Raw genomic sequence first — 17,108 nt, 5'->3', positions numbered from 1 at the left:
GTTACTACTTCCTCTGCGCCGACGACGGTACCGGAACGAGCGTTCGAACGCCCGAACGTCCACTTATAGCTGTCGTCGAGTTGCGCCCGTCCGCACTCGATGGCTCGGTTATATGCTCCTGTCGTCCGCCGGTCATATTGCCCCATGTCCCCCGACGACTCTCGGCCCTCCACGGGCTCGACGCGACGACGGTTCCTCGCCACGGGAACCGCCGCCGCGGCCGCGTCGCTCTCCGCGCTGACCGCCGGTTGCCTCTCGGACCTCCCCCCGCTCGGCGGTGCTCAGCGCTACGGCCGCCTTGAGGTCCCCCCGACGTCCGCCCCGGCGTATCGGCGCTGGCTCCCCGCCCCGTCGAGCGTCGAGCGACCGCCAGACCGGTACTACTTCAGCTCGTCTCGGAAGCCGGGGATTCGGTCCGACGCGCCGCGGCTGTTCGTTGCCCGACAGGCGTACTCCAGGGCAGAACTGGACTACTTCGGCATCGGCTTCGACCGCTACGACCACCTCGTGGACTCGGTCTTCGGAAGCGTAATCGAGGCGTCTTTCCAGCGTTCGTCCGTCGGTCGGACGCTCACCGAAAGCGGGTACGAGCGGGCCGGCACGTATCGCGGCTACGACGTGTTCGCCCGCGACGACGGGCCCCGCCGGGTCGCGGTCGGCGACGACACCATCGTGTTCACGAGCGCGAACCTCCACGGCGAACCGAATCTGGAGGCGCTCGTCGACACCGGCGCGGGCGAGCGCCCCCGGTACCACGAGGTCGATTCCGACTTCGAGCAGTTGACCGCGGCGGCCGGCGAGCCGTCCCACGTCGGCATCAACACGAGCCTCCGCGACCCCACGGACCACCCGGCGATGCTCGCCGACGGCTTCCGGTTCGACCGCGACAACGCCTATCAAATCGTCCACTACCGGTACACGACCGACCGCGTTCCGACGAAAGAGGCACTCGAATCGGCGCTCAGGGACGATTCCTATCGCTTCGCCGAGGCCGCCGACACCTTCGACGTGTACGTCGACGGCCGACTCGCCACGGTCGAGACGCGCGTGCCGCTCCGTCCCGACGGCGAAATCGACCCGCGGTACCGGCTTCCGCAGGTGACGTGGGGGGTGGCCTACGACGAGGCGGCCGACCGCGTTACGGTGCGCCACGAGGCAGGCGAGACCGTCCCCGCTGACCGACTCTTCTACGACCTCTCTCTTCCCGAAGCCCCCGGGCGCGTCGAGAAAAAGCCGCTCTGGCCGGGAGCCGAGACGGTCGCGCCCGGTGCGGAGGCGACCATCGACCTCGGTGACTCTCCCGGTGTCGACCATGTGAGCGTCGTGTACTCGATAGGAGGCACGCACTTCACCGTCCTCTTCGGCCGCGAACTCGGCGGTGAGACCGATGCGTGACGCTGTCTCGTGCGCCCGGGTCGGCCGTTTTCGACGCCCATACCCCTCCCCGTGCCAGCCTTCCGTTCCCCCCCACCGGCCTCGCCTCCCGCCGCGCCCGGCGTGTTCCCCGTGCGGCGGTACGACTAGCTTCGATTTCCACACCGACGATGAGACACAGCACCTATGGACGAGTCGGATGACCCGTAGAGACGAGATGTCGGATGTCGACCTGGCGACCGTCGTCGAACTCCTCGACGACGAGCATGTGCGGTCGATTCTGGTCGCGACGAGCGAGTCGCCGCGGTCGGCGAAGGAACTCAGCGAGCGCTGCGGGCTTTCGACCTCATCTATCTACCGTCGTCTCGACCGACTCGTCGACGCGGACCTCGTCGCCGAGCGGACGCGACCTCGGGCCGACGGTCATCACGAGACGGCGTACGTCTCCCAACTGGGCCGGTTCGAGGTGACGGTCCGCGACGGCGACCTCTCGTGGGAACTCGACCGCCGGAGCGACGACGTGGCCGACCAACTGACGCGCCTGTGGGGGAAGTTCTGATGGCGCTTCCCGGCTTCGGCACTCCCCTCGGGCTGCTCGCCGGCGGCGCGGCGACGCTCTCCGCACTCGTCGGCCTCTACATCGGCTATCAGGCCTACCGCGGCCTCCGGCGAAACGACGAGCGGTCGATGCGGTGGCTCTCGGTCGGCATGATTCTCCTGTTCGGCGTCGCCTACACGCTCGCGGTCGCGGGGCAGGGCCTCGTCGCGTTCCGCCTCGTTCCCATCCACTTCCAAGGGGTGTTCCGACTGCTCGTCAGACTGACGCAGCTCGCCGGACTGGGCTGTATCGCCTACTCGCTCCGTATCGCGACGGGCCGATAGGCGTCGGTTTCTCTCCGCGTCTCGGAATCGACTACTTCCTGTCGAGCCTGCTGAGGCCCTGCCAAATCGCCTCGATGAGCCGCGCTTCCCCGTCGAGTTTGTCCTCGTGTGTCGCGCCGTCGCCAGCCGCCGTCTCGTCCTCGGTTTCGACCTCATCCCAGCCGCGGGCGATGGCGTCTTCGAGGACCGAAAGCGAGTGGTTCTCGAAGTTGTTCATGCCCCGGAACGATTCGAGCGCCTCGACGGCCTCGTCGTCGAACTCGCCGCTCGGCGTCCCGTCGTAGAAGCCAAGTTCGGAGAGCGTTTCGAGGACCGCCTCGGCAGTCTCGCCCGACAGCGACACGGTCTCCGCGGGCGCTTCGCGCTCCAAGAGCGTGATGTCGTACAGTTTGAACGCGCGTTCGAGTTCGGCTATCGGGTGGTCGTGGTCGTCGACGCGCACGTCGACCCAGCGGTCGTTGCCGCCGTCGTAACCGCCCTCGGGCTTGGCGATATACATCGCCGCGGACTGCTCGCCGCGCTTGTCGCCGCCGGCGTCGTTGCCGGCGTGAAGCGCCGCGAGCAGGCGTTCCGGGAGGCCGCCGTCGGTCGTCTCGAACGCCTCGGCCATCGCGTCGAGCGTCGCCTCGTTTTCGAGGATGTTCCCCTGAACGGTGTAGTAGTCGCCCTGGATGTCGCCGGCCACGTCGAAACACTCGTCGCCGGTGAACGCCGCAATGCTCCCGTCGACTCCGACGACGCCGACCTGCCTGCTCGGGGCCTCGTCGTCGGCGTCGGTCAGTTCGGAAACGACTTCCTCGGCCGAGTGTCCCTCGCGCAGGAGGTCCAATCCGTCGGGGCCGTAGGCGACGTTCGCGAAGCTCTGGGTGGCGACTGCGCCGGCGTCCGCGCTGACGAACGGGACGACGGAGCCGACGCTCACGAACTTCGACTGGACGGCCACGCCGACGGCGTCCTGTTCGGGGTCGCGGGCGACGATTGAGAAGGTCGACGGTCGCGGTGTCATGGTCGGGACCGACGGACGCCGGGCGAATAAGGGTTCACCTCTCGGCGGAACGGACGGCGACGAGCGATTCTCGAACGCCGTTCTCGAACCCCATAGCTTATATATTGACAAAATATTCAACAGCGTATGGCAGACCGATTAGACGGCAAGACTGCGGTCGTGACCGGCGCGAGCAGCGGTATCGGGCGGGCGAGCGCTACGCGACTCGCCGCCGAGGGTGCGAACGTGGTGCTCGGTGACATCGACGCCGAGCGCGGGCGCGAGGTCGTCTCCGAAATCGAGGCCGACGGCGGCGACGCGACGTTCGTCGCGGTCGACGTCACCGACGCCGACGACGTGCGGTCGATGGTGGAGACGGCCCGCGAGACGTACGGCGGCCTCGATATCGCGCACAACAACGCGGGCATCGAGGGCGACAACGACCCGCTTCCGGAGCAGTCGCGGGAGAACTGGGACCGAGTGCTCGGAATCAATCTCACCGGCGTCTGGCTCGCCATGAAACACGAGCTTCCGGCGCTGATGGAGGGCGACGGCGGCGCGATTATCAACACCTCGTCAATCGCCGGACTCGCCGCCGACGGGAGCGAACCCTACGTCGCGAGCAAACACGGCGTGGTCGGATTGACGAAGTCTGCGGCCGTGCGGTACGCCGAGGAGGGCGTCCGCGTCAACGCGGTGTGTCCGGGCGTCGTCCGAACCCCGATGGTCGAGCGGTCGCTCGAAGCGAACCCCGGCGCGGTCGAGGCCATCACCGCGGAACAGCCGCTCGGACGGATGGCGGAACCGGAGGAGATTGCGAGCGCCGTCGCGTGGTTGGCCTCCGAAGACGCGTCGTTCATCAACGGCCACGCGCTCCCCGTCGACGGCGGTAAACTGGCCTGAACCGGCGCGCCCGCGACCGGGGCGGCCGACTCGGCGGCGACTACGCCGAGATGCGGTCGATGTGCGACTGGATGGCCGCTCGGAGCGGCTCGATTGACTCGTCGGGTTTGAACACCGTCAGCCGGCGGGCGCGCGTCCCAGTTAGAATCGAGAGAAACAGTTCGGCCTCGGCCTCTGGGTCGTCGACGTCGAACTCGCCCGCCTCGACGCCGCGGACGAGGATGTCCCGCAGCAGCTCCGTGAGCTCGGCGTCGACGTGGCGGTACTCCTCGCGACAGCCCTCGTCGTGCGGGGCGTTCACCCGGAGTTCGAACATGGACAGTTGGAGCCGGTAGGCCTCCTCTGAGAGCGTCTCGGGGAGGAGCGTGTCGACGAGCGTTTCGAGTTCCTCTTTGGGCGTGCGGTCTCCTCGCGGGAGGCTGTTCAGAAACTGCGCGAGGACGTAGTCGAGGAAGTCGACCAGCAGCTCGCCCTTCCCGTCGTAATGGTAGTACAGGAGCGTCTTGCTGTTCTCGAACTCGTCGGCGATGTGTTGTATCGTCAGGTTGCCGTAGCCGTGTTTCTGTAGCGCCCTGTACGTCGCCTCCATGATGCGTCGCTTCGCCGGCTCCAACTCCTCGGCGCGGCCGTCCTGCGTCATATCCGGCGGTTCGCGTTCGACGGAAGTGTCGCTTTCGGGTCGTCGCGGACGGCGGGATGACTCGCCGCCGACCGCGGTCAGAGCCGAACCAGGTAGGCCACCCAGAACAGCACCGAGAGCGACCCCACCCCGGCTAGCAGATAGCTGTAGATGTTCTTCGTGTGTCCGTGTACTTTGTAGCCGGTGTAGACCGAGACGAACCCCGCGATAGGGAGGACGAAAAGCGAGAGCACCGCGGTCAGTCCGCCAATCGCGAGATATCTCCGCGTCGTTGTGTCGTTCATCGTGTGCCCACGATGCTGTTGAATATTAATTCAATATTTAAACTACCGGTAGCGGTACCGCGGTTCGGTGACCCGAACCGCTATACGTAGTTGAACAGAGATTCAATATATGAATCAACGTACAGTCAAACGCCCGCTTCTCGCCGCGCTCCTCTCGTCGCTCGTCGCGGGGCTCGGACAGTTGTATCTCCGCCGTTGGAAGCGCGCGTTCGCGTGGGCCGCCGTCTTCCTCGGCGTCGGCTCTCTGAGCGGTCCCGACGCGGTTGCGATGTACTTGCAGGGCGCGGGCGACTTCTGGAGCGCCGCGCCGCTGTTCGTCGTTACCCTCCTCGCCACTCTCGACGCGTACGTGGTCGCGCGCGTCCAGAACCGCGCGTCGAAGCGGTCCGAGAGCCGCGACGGCCGGGTCTGTCCGAACTGTCGCCGCGCCGCCGACCCGTCGCTTGAGTTCTGTCAGTGGTGTGCGACCGAACTCGGTTCGGTCCCCGGTTCCGAGGCCGAGGTCGACGCTGACGCCGCCGAAGGGGGGACTCGAACGTGACTGACACGACCGACGCGATCGACGCGGCGGGTCGCTCGTCTGACCTCGATTCCGCCGTCGAATCCCGGCTCCGGTCGCTCTTCGCCGGTTTGGACGAGTCGGCGGCGGCGACCGCTCGCGAGGTCGTCGAAGCGTCTGAGACGCGCTGGTACGCCGACCTCCTCTCCGACACGGTTGACGCCGTCGCCGAGACCGACGACGCCGTCGACGCTCGCTCCGTGCACGCCGCGGGGTCGGCGGTCGAGCTCCTGTGGGGGTACTACCGTCTTCGGGACCGGCTGCTCGTCCGACTCTCGGACGCTCGCGCCCACTCGCTCACGATGGACTCGACGACGGCGCTCCTCGCCGGCGACTATCTCCACGCGGCCGCCTACTCCTCGATTAGCTCGGTCCCCTCGTCGCACCTCGGCGCGTGTGTCGAACGGCTCAACGAGTCGGCTCGGGGACTCGTCGGCACGTTCCGCTCTGCGGAGCGGGCCTCGCCTCGGACCGAGGCGGAGGTGGTCTCGTACTGCGAGGACACGGCCGGTCGGCTCGGCGAGACCGCGTCCGTTCTCGGCTCACTGCTCGCCGACGCAGACGAGGCTCAGCGCCGACTGCTCGGCCGCGTCGGTCGCGAGGCTAGCGTCGCGCGTCAACTCCGTCGCATCTGCGAGTCCGACCCCGCCGCGACCGCGATTTCCCCGCCCGAGTGCGACGAATCGCGTCTCCGGGAGCGGGCAGCGCGGCGGCGGGAGGACGCGCTCGCGGCTCTGCGGGCGCTTCCCGGGTCTGTCGACCGGTCCGTGTTACGCGCGTCCGTCGGTCGGACGGCGTGACTGGGCTCCGCCCTCGACCCCGCCTTTCTCTCACGTCCGTAACGCGAACAGGAGCGCCACGGCCCCGACGAGGAGTGCGAGAAGCGCGACGACCGACCGTCCGCCGGTGACGCCGGCGTATATCGCGTAGCCGAGGGTCGCACCGGCCGCATACACGAGCGCGCTGCTCAGTCCGTGGACGGCCTCGATTCGGAGCGTCGAGGGCTCTCGCCCGACCTCTCGCGCGATGCCGAACCCGTGTTTCCCCACGTCCCACGCGAGGAGTACGAGGAACGCGGCCGCGAGTAGAAACGGCGGTGTCAGACCCAGAACGCCCGCGAGCACGACTGACCCCGCGAGGAGCCCGATGCCCGGCGTGTAGGCCGATTCGACGCCGAACGTGAGGGCACCGGCGAGCGAGAGCAGCCCCAGCGCGCCCATCGCGAGCGCGGGCACCGAGACCGCGGTCACGACGGCCGCACCCGTCGCTGCCGCGAGCGCACCCCAGCTACTCCGGAGCGGCGGGGCGCTATCCGGACGTTGTGGCACGGCTTCGGCCATCTCGCATCACCTCCCGTAGCGGTTCGGACGGGTTCCAATCGCTCGCCGGGATACCGGCCGCTCGAAGCCGCCGAAGCCGGCGTTCCCTCGTGAGTGACGCGTATCCGGACTCGTAGCCACGACTGCGCGTCCGGGCCGTCGGGTCCGGACTGAGCACCGAAACTGGGTGCCCGTGCGCGTCGAACCGCCGCGCGGCGACTACGCTCGCGTCGTCTGAGAGCGGCGAGACGAAGATGACTCGCGTGTCCGCCCGCACTCGTCGGTGAATCTCGTGCACTGCCGCGGACGCGTCCACCTCGCCGTCCGGCGCCTCCCACCCGAACGCGGGATGGCTCGCCAGCGTCTCGCGAATTCGGCGGTGGTGGTCGCCGCCGCGACCGGGTGGGAGCCGACAGGACCGCGGTGAGAGCGCCGCGAGACCCACCGGAACGCCCGCAGCGCGGAAGCGAGAGACGAGGGCGTCGGCCGCGGCGACGCCCCGTTGGACGACCGGCTCACCGTCGCCACCCCCATCGCTTCCGCCGCCCCCATCGGCTTCGTCACCCCATGCGACGTAGGCCTCCGTCCGCGCGTCGACGACGACCAGCACTCGCTGGCGTCGGTGTTCGTGAAACGCCACCGTCGAGAACTCCCCCGTCTTGGCCTTCCGCCGCCAGTCGATTCGGGACGGGGGGTCGCCCGGCCGGTACTCTCTGACCGAGTGGAACTCGACGCCCGGCCCCGGGGCGTCCGACCGTGACCGGCCCGCTCGCGTCGTCGTTCTCGCGGTGGCACGACCGGAACGCGGTTTCGCCGGCGGACGACACGAGACCGTCGTCTCGGCGTCGACGAGCGTCTCCCGCTTGCGTACCCCGAGGGCGTCGCGCGTGACGACGAGCGCCGGGTCGAACGCGTGGTCGCCGCGGACGGCTTCGACCGTGTACGTGACGCTCGCACGCTTCCCCGGCCGGAGTGCGGTCGCGAACGCCGGTGACCCGTCGACGACGGCGAGGCCCGGCGGAACCCCGTCGACGAACCGGAGGTCCGCGAGCGTCGCGTCGCCGACGTTCCGAACCGAGAGGGTCACCTCGACCTCGTCACCGACCGCGGGCCCGGAGTCGCTGACGGCTCTCTCGACCGTTACCGCCCGCGATGGGGCCGAGACCGCGCGGGCGTATCCCGAGACGGTGATTCCGAACAGTGCGAGGAGGAGCAGTCCCGGTCGCAACGTGACGATTCCGAGCCCGCCGACCGCGAGCGCTGCGGCGGTCACTCCGCGGACCCGGTCAGTCGCTGACTCGCGTTCGCGGCTCTCCTCGCGGCTCGGGAGGTATCGACTCGTTCGCACGGCGGGTTCGTCTTCGAACGCCGTCCGAAGGTCGGCCGACGGGGTCGGCGTCACGTCGTCCGCTCCGGACCGCTTCGACAGCGCGGCGACGGCGCGACGCGCCCGGCGCGCGAACGGCGGCTCGCCGCGGACCAGCGCGCGGACGTATCCCGAGGGCGACAGCGACGGGACGAGGTCGCCGGCGAAGAACGCCGACGCGACGGGGTCGTCCGTCCAACTCCCGTCGTCTAGTCGCGTTTCGACCTCGCTCGGGCTCGCCCCGTCAGCCCGCGAGAGCGCGCTCGTCGCCACGTCGCGGAGGTCGTCGCGGAGTTCCCGGCGGTTCGCCGGCTCCGCGTCGCGCCGGTCGGTCCACCCGATTGCGTCCACTCGCCGGGCGAACTCCGTCCCCGGCGGGTCGTAGCGCGGACGACGCTCCGGCGAGGGGAACGCACCTGCGGTGGCTGTCCTTCCCTCGCCGTCGTCCGGGGCGTCGTCTCCGAGACCGTTCACCAGCGAGCGGGCGGCGAGGACGGCGGTGGCGACGCCGACGACGGCGACGGGCGCGGTTCGGGCGGCTCCCGTGAGTGAGACGCCACGGACGATGCCCGGGGAGGCGACGAACAGTACACCGCCGAGGCCCGACACGAGACCGACGACCAACAGTCCGCGGCGAGTGCGGCTCACGGCTCGCGCCCGCTCGGCCAGTTCTCGTCTCGCCGCAGCGCGTCGAGCGCGTCCTCGGCCCGTCGCTCGCGCTCGTCGGTCGGCCGCTTTCCGCCGTACCGAACTGCGCGGAACAGCTCGGTGAGCGATTCGACCGTGCCCGCGGGCAGGCCGGCATCGACCGCTGTCCGGGCGAGTTCGGCCGGCGTCTGTCGCGGGGTGGCCGCCGAGCCGAGCGCGGACACCATCGTAAACCACGCGTGGGAGACGCCGTTCGCCGGCGGGCCGCCCCATCCGGACGGGTCCGGCGCGCGCCGGTCCGACGGTTTGCGGTCAGCGCCGCCCCGCTCTTTCGTCGTCTCGGGGGCTCGTGAGTCGTCGTCGGTGAGTCGGCGGAAGACGAGCATCACCACACCGACGACGACTGCGACCCCGACGGCGAGGCGCGAGCGCAGTCCGCCGTCCGGCGACGACTGCGCTCTGAAACTGTCGAGTACGCCGTCTTCCGGGAGCACCAGCCGGCCGACTGCGGGTCGGTCCGGACGGCCGGATTGCTCGCTCGCCCCCGACTGCTCGCGAAGCGGTATCGACTCGTCGGCCGAATCCGAGGCGGTCGGTTCGTCCGGCTGCGCGGCGTCGAGCGACCCGGCAGCGAGTCCGAGCGTGGCGAGCGCGAACACGGTGACAGCGAGGGCGAAGACGTGTGAGGTTCGCATGGTGTGCAGACGCGTCCGGTTGTCACCGCCTCGCGACGCGTCCGACGGGGAAGGCCGCGAGGAACCGCTCGATACTGTTCGTCGAGACGCAGGGGAGGGAATCCGTAACGGGGAACACGCTCAATACGTCTCAACTCATTGTTAAAATATCCACGACTCCTCGCTCGCAAGCGAAGTATTTAGGTGCACCTAAAACGAAGCAGTTTTATCTCTTTAGGCTGGCCTAAAAATATGGCAGACAACGATGACTGTCGGTCCGGACCGACTCGCCGGGACTACGTGAAATTCGGCGGGACGGTCCTCGGCGGGGGACTCCTCGCGGGTTGTGCGGGCGGGGGTTCCGACGCGACGACCACCACTTCTGACGCCGTCTCGACGACTGAGACGGATACCGAAGAAGCGACTGAGACGCCGGACACTGAGACGAGCGACGGGTCGTACTCGGTGTCGATGGCCCCGGTCGGTGAGGTCGAGTTCGACGCCGTGCCGGAACGCGCTCTGACCTACTACCCGGTCTCGGCCGACGCGGCGGTCGCCTTCGGCCACGGCGACGCCATCACCGGCATCGGTTACGACAAGGAACTGTTCGGCAACACGGTCGACTACTACTACGACGCGCTCGACGGCGTGGAGTTCGAGTGGGAGGAACTCGGCCGCGTTACGCCGGCGTCGAACCCGAACGCCCTCGACAGAGAGCTGTTTTACGAACTGGACAGCGACGTGCACTTCCTCGACCCGTGTCTGCTCCGGGGTCCCTCGTTCGACTGGACCGAAGACGAGGTGGCGTCAATCGCGGCCGACGTGGGTCCGTGGTTCGGCAACTATTACAGCCGGACGAACGCCGACCCGCCGGAACCCTGCCGCGACCGCTACGAGCACTACACGCTCTGGGAGTACCTCGGCCACATCGCGGCGGTGTTCCGAGCGGAAGAGCGCTACCGGGCGTTCAAGTCCCTCCGGGACGACCTCGTCGCCCGGATACGGGCCGACCTCCCACCGGCGTCCGAGCGCCCGTCGCTCGCGGTCGTCGCTGACACCGGCGGGACGTTCTGGCCGTACGACTTCACGGGGGACGGCTACCTCTGGGCGCACCTCCGCCCGTTCGGGATGCAGAACGCGTTTGCGGCGACGGACGCCCAGACCGGGTCGGACGGTTCGTACGATTACGAGGCGATGGTCGAGACCGCGCCCGACGTGGTCCTCCGGTACTGGGGGACCGCGCTCGGAGACTCCTTCCGCTCGAACCGCGAAGAGGTGCTTTCGAACCCCCTCGCGGACGAGGTGCCCGCGTTCCGCGACGGCCGGTACTACCCGTCCGGAAACGGGATGCAGGGCCCGATTATGAACCTGTTCCAGTTGGAGATGACCGCCAAACAGCTCTTCCCCGAGCGGTTCGGCGCGTGGCCCGGCTACGGCGACGGCGAGTCGTACCCCGAGATTCCCGAGGCTGAACGGCTGTTCGACCGCGAGCGCGTCGCCGACATCGTCGCCGGCGAGTTCTGACCGTCGGCCGAGCGACGGCTACGGGCCCGTCCGCCCGGCGACAGCGAAGCGACGACTGACGCCCGCACCGCTTACAATTTCTACACATTTCACACTTTGTGGACGACCGTTCCCGGTTCGTAACCCGTTCGGGGTTCGCGGCGACCGTCTGCACATCGCTTAAGAACGCCTCCGAGAGTTAGACACTCATGGTTACGAATCGCATCACGGTGTCGCTCGACGAGGACGCTCAGTCGGCGCTCGACGGACTCGCCGGTCGGACCGACAAGGCCCAAAGCGGACTCGTCCGCGAGGCGCTCGTCTTCTACGCGGCCAACTTCGAGGCGGCGACGACCGACGCCGGGCCGAACCTCGAAGCCTACCACCGGATGCTGTCGAGCGGCGAGCACGTCCTTCTCGACGTGGACTTCCTGCACACGTTTCTCGACTACGTGGAGGGCGACGACGGCGAGCCGGCCCCCGAGTTTCTCGACGCCGTCGACCGGGTCGCGGCGTTCCACGCCCACGAGTATCGCGACCGATTCGAGTCGCTGGCTGAACTCCTCGACTGGCTGTCGTTCTGCGGCTTTCTCACGGTCCGCGCCTCCGAGGGCGACACCTTCCACGTCGTCTTTCCCACCGAGTCCGTCAAGTGGTTTATGTCGCGGTTCATCGCGCTCAGTACCGAGCAGTCCCCGTTCGATATCGAGGTCGAAGAGGGCGTCTCGAAGGTGCTTCTCACCGAGGTCCGGTGAGGGGCGCGTCCGGCGCGGACCCGGCCCGACTCGGACGCTGGTTTCCGGACTCGGTTATCGGTCCACGCCCGCCGCTAGCTTCATACTCGTTCATACTCCTTCATACGCGCTCTTCGCGCCGTACTCGGCGTTCTCAACCGGGATTTATCAATCAGAGTTTGATACGTCAATCCACCTCACAGGTAGAACCATGAACTTCATCGAACGTCTGAAATCTATCGGTCCGGGCGCGATGGTCGCCGCCGCGTTCATCGGTCCCGGAACGGTCACGACCGCGAGCGTGACGGGCGCGCGATTCGGCTACGCGCTCGTCTGGACGATTGCCTTCTCGATAGTCGCCACCATCGTGCTGCAGGAGATGAGCGCCCGACTCGGCCTCGTCTCCCGCGAGGGCCTCGGGGAGGCGCTCCGGGGGCAGTTCGACAGCCCCGCGCTGTCGGGACTGAGCATCGCCCTCGTCGTGAGCGCCATCGGCGTCGGCACGGCCGCCTACGAGACCGGAAACATCCTCGGCGGCGCGGCCGGACTGGAGGGGCTGACCGGCATCAGCGCCAACCTCTGGGGGCCCGCGATGGGTCTCGTCGCCGGCGTCCTCCTGTGGTCCGGCAAGTACAAACTCATCGAGAAAGCGCTGGTCGGCCTCGTCTCCATCATGGCCGTCTCCTTCCTCATCGACGCCATCCTCATCGGCCCCGACCTCGGCGCGCTCGCCCGCGGGTTCGTCCCGAGCGTCCCGGAGGGTTCGGCGTTCCTCATCACCGGCCTCATCGGAACGACCGTCGTCGGCTACAACCTCTTTCTCCACGCCGGGAGCGTCCAAGAGCGGTGGGCCGGCCCCGAGGAGTTGAACGAGTCGCGGGCCGACACGATTCTGTCTATCGTCCTCGGCGGCTTCATCACCATCTCGATTCTCGTCACCGCCGCGGCGGCGTTCCCCGTCGGGACGAACATCCAGAACGTGAGCACGATGGCCGAACAGCTCGAACCCCTCGTCGGCACGCAGGCGAAGGTGTTCTTCGGCATCGGGCTGTTCGCCGCGGGCTTCACCAGCGCGACGACCGCCCCGCTGGCCGGCGCGTACGCGACGGCGGGGGCGCTCGGCTGGGACACCGACCTCCAGTCCACGAAGTTCCGCGCCGTCTGGGGCTCGATTCTGCTCGTCGGCATCGTCTTCTCCGCGGTCGGATACAGCCCCGTGCAGGCCATCGTCTTCGCGCAGGTCGCCAACGGCGTCCTCCTGCCCATCGTCGCCGTCTTCCTCATCTACGTGATGAACGACCGCGACATCCTCGGGTCGTACGCCAACTCCACGCTCCAGAACGTCGTCGGCGGGCTGGTGACGCTCGTCGTCGTCTGGCTCGGCCTCCGAACGCTCTATACGGTCGCGACCGATATGGGGGTGTTCTGATGGACGCAGCAACCCGCATCGGCGTCGACGTCGGCGGCACCTTCACCGACGTGGCGCTGTTGACTCCCGAAGGCCGCCTCGTCACCGCGAAAGTCCCGAGCACGGACGACCAGAGCGTCGGCGTCGTCCGCGGCATCGAGAAGGCCTGCGACGACGCCGGCGTGGACCCGGCCGAGGTCGACGCGTTCACCCACGCGATGACCGTCTCCGTGAACGCACTCCTCGAAGACGACGGCTCGACGACCGCGCTCGTCACCACCGAGGGCTTCCGCGACGTGCTCGAAATCGGCCGCCAGGCCCGCCCCGACCTCTACGACGTGACCGCCGACAAGTCCGACCCGCTCGTCCCGCGACGCCGCCGGTTCGAGGTGGCGGAGCGCGCGACGGTCGAGGGCATCCAGACCGAAGTCGACGAGCGCGAGGTCCGCGAACTCGCCGACGACATCCGCGACTGCGGCGCTGAGAGCGTCGCCGTCTCGCTCTTGCACGCCTACCAGCACCCCGAAAACGAGCGCGTCGTCGCCGACGTGCTCCGCGAGGAACTCGACGCGCCCGTCTCGGCGTCCCACGAGGTGCTCGCCGAGTTCCGCGAGTTCGAGCGCACCTCGACCACCGCGGTCGACGCCTACGTGACGCCGGCCATCGACAGCTACCTCGGCCGCCTCGAATCGCGGGCCGCGGACCTCGGCGTTCCAGCCCCGGAAATCATGCAGGCCAACGGCGGCATCGCCCCGGCGTCGACCGTGCGCGAGCACGCCGTGACGACCACGATGTCCGGGCCGGCCGCGGGCGTCGTCGGCGCGGCGGCGACCGCGACCGGCGCCGGCGACGACCTCGCCGGCCTCGTCACCTTCGACATGGGCGGCACCTCCAGCGACGTGAGCCTCGTCCGCGACGGCGAGGTCGAGCGGACCACCGACGCCGAAATCAACGGCCGGCCAATCAAGACGCCGATGGTGGACGTGAACACCGTCGGCGCGGGCGGCGGCTCTATCGCGTGGGTCGACTCGGGCGACGCGCTTCGGGTCGGCCCGCGCTCGTCGGGCGCGAACCCCGGCCCGGCCTGCTACGGACGCGGCGGCACCGAACCGACCGTGACGGACGCAAACGTCGTCCTCGGCTACATCGGCGGCAGTTCCGCCCTCGGCGGCGAACTCTCCTTGGACGTGGACGCCGCCCGCGACGCGCTCTCCGGCCTCGCCGCCGACGCCGGACTGGACGACGCGCTCGCGGCCGCCCGCGGCGTCTACCGCGTCGCCAACGCCAACATGACGCGGGCGATTCGCGCCGTGACCGTCGAGCGCGGCCGCGACCCGCGGCAGTTCGGCCTCGTCGCCTTCGGCGGTGCCGGCCCGATGCACGCCGCCGCGCTCGCCGAGAGCCTCGACATCGAGACCGTGGTGGTTCCGCGGGCCTGCGGCGTCCTCTCCGCGTACGGCCTGCTCGCGGCCGACCAGCAACACGACTCGGTGCGGACGCTCCGCCGACCCCTGTCCGGCCTCGACGCGGAGGCGGTCGACGCCGCTTATGCCGACCTCGAAGCCGACACGCTCGACGACGTGACCGACCCCGACGACGCGGCGGTCCGGCGCGCCGCCGACCTCCGGTACGTCGGCCAGAGCTTCGAACTGACCGTCCCCGTCGGCGAGACGTTCGACGCCGCGGCGGTCGAAGCGCGGTTCCACGAGGCTCACGAGAGCGCCTACGGCTACCGCCTCGACGACCCGGTCGAACTCGTCAACGTCCGGGCGACCGCCGTGGTCGAACGCGACTCCCTCGACGTGACCTACCGCGGCGGCGGCGACGCTCGCAAGGACACCCGCGAGGCCTTCTTCGACGGGGCGTTCCGCGAGACGCCCGTCTACGACCGCGACGGCCTCGGCGCGGGGGCGACCGTCGAGGGGCCGGCCATCCTCGAACAGCACGAGAGCACCGTCGTCGTGCCGCCGGCGTGGGGCGGGACGGTCGGGGCCGACGGGACGCTCGTCCTCACCAGCGGGGGTGACGGCGAATGAGCGACCGCGAGGTCGACCCCGTGACGCTCGAAATCATGCGCAACCAGTTCGAGAGCGTCGCCGAGGAGATGGGACAGGTGCTCATCACCTCGTCGTACTCACCGAACATCAAGGAGCGCCGCGACTGCTCGACGGCGCTGTTCGACGCCGACGGCCGCCTCGTCGCGCAGGCCGAACACATCCCGGTTCACCTCGGCGCGATGCCCGAGGCCGTGGACACGGTCCTCGACTACGACCCGGAACCGGGCGACGTGTTCGTCCTCAACGACCCCTTCGAGGGCGGGACGCACCTCCCCGATGTGACGATGGTGTCGCCGCTTTCGGTCGACGGCGAGGTGCTCGGCTACGCCGTCTCGCGGGCGCACCACGCCGACGTGGGCGGAATGACGCCCGGCAGCATGCCCGCCGGCGCGCGCGAAATCTATCAGGAGGGGCTCAGACTCCCCCCGGTCAGACTCGTCGCCGGCGGCGAGACCAACGACGACGTGCTGTCGCTCCTCTTGGCCAACGTCCGCAACCCCGGCGAGCGGCGCGCCGACATCCGCGCACAAATAGCGGCGAACGAGCGCGCCGAGGAGCGACTGGCCGACCTCGTCGCGGAACACGGCCGGTCCCGCGTTCTCGCGGCGTTCGACGCCGTGATGGACTACTCCCGGAACCGCGTCACCGCGGAACTGCGCGACCTGCCCGACGGCGAGTACCGCGCCCGCGACGTGCTCGAAGGCGACGGCGTAACCGACGAGAGCATCCCCATCGAGGTGACCGCGACGGTCGAGGGCGACGCCGTCGCGTTCGACTTCGCAGGGACGGCCGACCAGGTCGCCGGCAACGTCAACGCCCCGCTCGCGGTCGCCAAGAGCGCGGTGTACTTCGTCGTTCGCTGCGTCACCGACCCCGAAATACCGCCGAATCAGGGCTGTTACGACCCCATCTCGGTCGAGGTCCCCGAGGGGTCGCTTCTCAACCCCGACGCCCCCGCGGCGGTCGTCGGCGGCAACGTCGAGACGAGCCAGCGCGTGACCGACGTGGTCTTCTCGGCGCTCGGCGACGCGGCCCCCGAACGCGTCCCCGCGCAGGGTCAGGGGACGATGAACAACCTGACCATCGGCAGTCGCGCCGGCGGGTCGGACGGCTTCACCTACTACGAGACCATCGGCGGCGGCTTCGGCGGCCGCGCCGGCGGCGACGGCATGGACGGCGTGCAGGTCGGGATGACGAACACGCTCAACACGCCGGTCGAGGCGCTGGAAGCCGAGTACCCGCTTTTCGTCGAGGCGTACGGCCTCCGCGAGGGAAGCGGCGGTCGCGGCGAGTTCCGCGGCGGCCTCGGTATCGTCCGGTCGGTCACGGTCGAGGCGGACGCGACCGTCTCGCTTCTCACCGAGCGCCGGCGGGTCGCCCCCCGCGGCATCGCCGGCGGCGAGGACGGAGCGACCGGACAGAACCTCGTCGACGGCGAGGCGGTCCCGTCGAAGACGACCCGCGACGTGCCCGCCGGCACGACCGTCACGGTTCGGACGCCGGGCGGCGGCGGCTACGGCGACCCCGCCGAGCGCGACGCCGACGCACGCTGCCGGGACCGCGACGACGGCAAGGCGGAGTAGCGTCGGTCGGTCTGCTGGCGCTGGTTCGGGGACACGGGGAGTCCTCGCCCCGTCGTAACCAGCCGTTATAGGTATTTCACACTACTGACTATTCGTTCGATATTCCGAGCCGTAATCTCTCCTGACGAGCTGAAGTCTGTTGAAACTGTGTTCAGACGAATGTGTGAAACAAATTCCACAATTTTCAAA

The 17,108-nt window shown here is 69.1% G+C and carries 17 protein-coding genes; 11 read left to right on the top strand and 6 right to left on the bottom strand.

From position 1 onward, the window contains the following. Window positions 1-144: 144 nt before the first annotated feature. The 3 genes from C458_RS00365 (at window position 145) to C458_RS00355 (ending at window position 2,256) form a co-directional block, all read left to right on the top strand. Window positions 145-1,395: a hypothetical protein gene (locus C458_RS00365; protein WP_008572213.1), complete on the top strand. Its 1,251-nt coding sequence runs from the start codon at window positions 145-147 to the stop codon at window positions 1,393-1,395. A 196-nt stretch (window positions 1,396-1,591) separates the two neighbouring features. Continuing rightward, window positions 1,592-1,933 (top strand): winged helix-turn-helix domain-containing protein, encoded by a 342-nt coding sequence (locus tag C458_RS00360; protein ID WP_008572212.1) that lies wholly within the window; start codon window positions 1,592-1,594, stop codon window positions 1,931-1,933. Then, a complete protein-coding gene (locus C458_RS00355) occupies window positions 1,933-2,256 on the top strand; it encodes a hypothetical protein (RefSeq protein ID WP_008572211.1) in 324 nt (107 codons plus the stop codon). The genes C458_RS00360 and C458_RS00355 overlap by 1 nt, the downstream gene beginning before the upstream one ends. A 31-nt stretch (window positions 2,257-2,287) precedes the next feature. Here C458_RS00355 and C458_RS00350 read toward each other — a convergent pair whose 3' ends face one another. Continuing rightward, a complete protein-coding gene (locus tag C458_RS00350) occupies window positions 2,288-3,262 on the bottom strand; it encodes a DUF1028 domain-containing protein (protein ID WP_008572210.1) in 975 nt (324 codons plus the stop codon). Between the two features lie 126 nt (window positions 3,263-3,388). On the opposite strand from C458_RS00350, the gene C458_RS00345 reads away from it, so the two are divergent. Beyond that, complete coding sequence (locus tag C458_RS00345) at window positions 3,389-4,144, top strand: SDR family NAD(P)-dependent oxidoreductase (RefSeq protein WP_008572209.1); 756 nt, start codon at window positions 3,389-3,391, stop codon at window positions 4,142-4,144. Window positions 4,145-4,184: 40 nt separating this feature from the next. Here C458_RS00345 and C458_RS00340 read toward each other — a convergent pair whose 3' ends face one another. After that, the gene (locus C458_RS00340; protein WP_008572208.1) at window positions 4,185-4,784 is read right to left on the bottom strand and encodes a TetR/AcrR family transcriptional regulator; all 600 of its coding nucleotides are present in this window, start codon (window positions 4,782-4,784) and stop codon (window positions 4,185-4,187) included. Between the two features lie 77 nt (window positions 4,785-4,861). Further along, the gene (locus C458_RS00335) at window positions 4,862-5,068 is read right to left on the bottom strand and encodes a hypothetical protein (protein ID WP_008572207.1); all 207 of its coding nucleotides are present in this window, start codon (window positions 5,066-5,068) and stop codon (window positions 4,862-4,864) included. A gap of 109 nt (window positions 5,069-5,177) precedes the next feature. Here C458_RS00335 and C458_RS00330 point away from each other — a divergent pair, with 109 nt between their 5' ends. Together C458_RS00330 and C458_RS00325 are read left to right on the top strand one after the other, a co-directional pair. Then, window positions 5,178-5,609, top strand: a complete 432-nt coding sequence (locus C458_RS00330; RefSeq protein ID WP_008572206.1) for a zinc ribbon domain-containing protein — start codon at window positions 5,178-5,180, stop codon at window positions 5,607-5,609. Further along, window positions 5,606-6,427 (top strand): hypothetical protein, encoded by an 822-nt coding sequence (locus C458_RS00325; RefSeq protein WP_008572205.1) that lies wholly within the window; start codon window positions 5,606-5,608, stop codon window positions 6,425-6,427. Before C458_RS00330 ends, C458_RS00325 begins: the two co-directional genes overlap by 4 nt. Window positions 6,428-6,457: 30 nt before the next feature. On the opposite strand, the gene C458_RS00320 is transcribed toward C458_RS00325, so the two are convergent. From C458_RS00320 to C458_RS00310, 3 genes are read right to left on the bottom strand one after another with little or no spacing between them, the layout of a single operon-like run. Then, the gene (locus C458_RS00320) at window positions 6,458-6,877 is read right to left on the bottom strand and encodes a hypothetical protein (RefSeq protein ID WP_008572204.1); all 420 of its coding nucleotides are present in this window, start codon (window positions 6,875-6,877) and stop codon (window positions 6,458-6,460) included. A gap of 58 nt (window positions 6,878-6,935) precedes the next feature. After that, window positions 6,936-8,936, bottom strand: coding sequence for a DUF58 domain-containing protein (locus C458_RS00315; RefSeq protein WP_008572203.1), 2,001 nt, complete (start codon window positions 8,934-8,936; stop codon window positions 6,936-6,938). Between the two features lie 20 nt (window positions 8,937-8,956). Next, entirely contained in the window at window positions 8,957-9,655 is a 699-nt protein-coding gene (locus C458_RS00310) for a DUF4129 domain-containing protein (protein ID WP_008572202.1), read from the bottom strand. 231 nt (window positions 9,656-9,886) lie between these two features. On the opposite strand from C458_RS00310, the gene C458_RS00305 reads away from it, so the two are divergent. The 5 genes from C458_RS00305 to C458_RS00285 all read left to right on the top strand — a co-directional run bounded on the left by C458_RS00305 (window position 9,887) and on the right by C458_RS00285 (window position 16,919). Then, window positions 9,887-11,158, top strand: a complete 1,272-nt coding sequence (locus tag C458_RS00305) for an ABC transporter substrate-binding protein (RefSeq protein ID WP_049897177.1) — start codon at window positions 9,887-9,889, stop codon at window positions 11,156-11,158. 188 nt (window positions 11,159-11,346) lie between these two features. Next, entirely contained in the window at window positions 11,347-11,892 is a 546-nt protein-coding gene (locus tag C458_RS00300; RefSeq protein ID WP_008572194.1) for a CopG family transcriptional regulator, read from the top strand. Window positions 11,893-12,082: 190 nt separating this feature from the next. Beyond that, window positions 12,083-13,300, top strand: coding sequence for an Nramp family divalent metal transporter (locus tag C458_RS00295; RefSeq protein ID WP_004064384.1), 1,218 nt, complete (start codon window positions 12,083-12,085; stop codon window positions 13,298-13,300). After that, a complete protein-coding gene (locus C458_RS00290) occupies window positions 13,300-15,315 on the top strand; it encodes a hydantoinase/oxoprolinase family protein (RefSeq protein ID WP_008572187.1) in 2,016 nt (671 codons plus the stop codon). Before C458_RS00295 ends, C458_RS00290 begins: the two co-directional genes overlap by 1 nt. Further along, window positions 15,312-16,919 (top strand): hydantoinase B/oxoprolinase family protein, encoded by a 1,608-nt coding sequence (locus C458_RS00285; protein WP_008572186.1) that lies wholly within the window; start codon window positions 15,312-15,314, stop codon window positions 16,917-16,919. The genes C458_RS00290 and C458_RS00285 overlap by 4 nt, the downstream gene beginning before the upstream one ends. Window positions 16,920-17,108 lie beyond the last annotated feature (189 nt).

The sequence above is a fragment of the Haloferax sp. ATCC BAA-644 genome (assembly GCF_000336975.1).
Taxonomy (GTDB): domain Archaea; phylum Halobacteriota; class Halobacteria; order Halobacteriales; family Haloferacaceae; genus Haloferax; species Haloferax volcanii.
The sequence above is the reverse complement of the archived record's forward strand: the minus strand, read 5'-3'. Positions and strand labels throughout refer to the sequence as shown.

What these genes read in the sequence shown, in the direction of transcription:
- C458_RS00285 (WP_008572186.1), top strand. Translation starts at nt 15,312, where the DNA reads ATGAGCGACCGCGAGGTCGACCCCGTGACGCTCGAAATCATGCGCAAC.
- C458_RS00330 (WP_008572206.1), top strand. Translation starts at nt 5,178, where the DNA reads ATGAATCAACGTACAGTCAAACGCCCGCTTCTCGCCGCGCTCCTCTCG.
- C458_RS00350 (WP_008572210.1), bottom strand. Translation starts at nt 3,262, where the DNA reads ATGACACCGCGACCGTCGACCTTCTCAATCGTCGCCCGCGACCCCGAA.
- C458_RS00300 (WP_008572194.1), top strand. Translation starts at nt 11,347, where the DNA reads ATGGTTACGAATCGCATCACGGTGTCGCTCGACGAGGACGCTCAGTCG.
- C458_RS00360 (WP_008572212.1), top strand. Translation starts at nt 1,592, where the DNA reads ATGTCGGATGTCGACCTGGCGACCGTCGTCGAACTCCTCGACGACGAG.
- C458_RS00340 (WP_008572208.1), bottom strand. Translation starts at nt 4,784, where the DNA reads ATGACGCAGGACGGCCGCGCCGAGGAGTTGGAGCCGGCGAAGCGACGC.
- C458_RS00335 (WP_008572207.1), bottom strand. Translation starts at nt 5,068, where the DNA reads ATGAACGACACAACGACGCGGAGATATCTCGCGATTGGCGGACTGACC.
- C458_RS00365 (WP_008572213.1), top strand. Translation starts at nt 145, where the DNA reads ATGTCCCCCGACGACTCTCGGCCCTCCACGGGCTCGACGCGACGACGG.
- C458_RS00295 (WP_004064384.1), top strand. Translation starts at nt 12,083, where the DNA reads ATGAACTTCATCGAACGTCTGAAATCTATCGGTCCGGGCGCGATGGTC.
- C458_RS00355 (WP_008572211.1), top strand. Translation starts at nt 1,933, where the DNA reads ATGGCGCTTCCCGGCTTCGGCACTCCCCTCGGGCTGCTCGCCGGCGGC.
- C458_RS00290 (WP_008572187.1), top strand. Translation starts at nt 13,300, where the DNA reads ATGGACGCAGCAACCCGCATCGGCGTCGACGTCGGCGGCACCTTCACC.
- C458_RS00345 (WP_008572209.1), top strand. Translation starts at nt 3,389, where the DNA reads ATGGCAGACCGATTAGACGGCAAGACTGCGGTCGTGACCGGCGCGAGC.
- C458_RS00310 (WP_008572202.1), bottom strand. Translation starts at nt 9,655, where the DNA reads ATGCGAACCTCACACGTCTTCGCCCTCGCTGTCACCGTGTTCGCGCTC.
- C458_RS00305 (WP_049897177.1), top strand. Translation starts at nt 9,887, where the DNA reads ATGGCAGACAACGATGACTGTCGGTCCGGACCGACTCGCCGGGACTAC.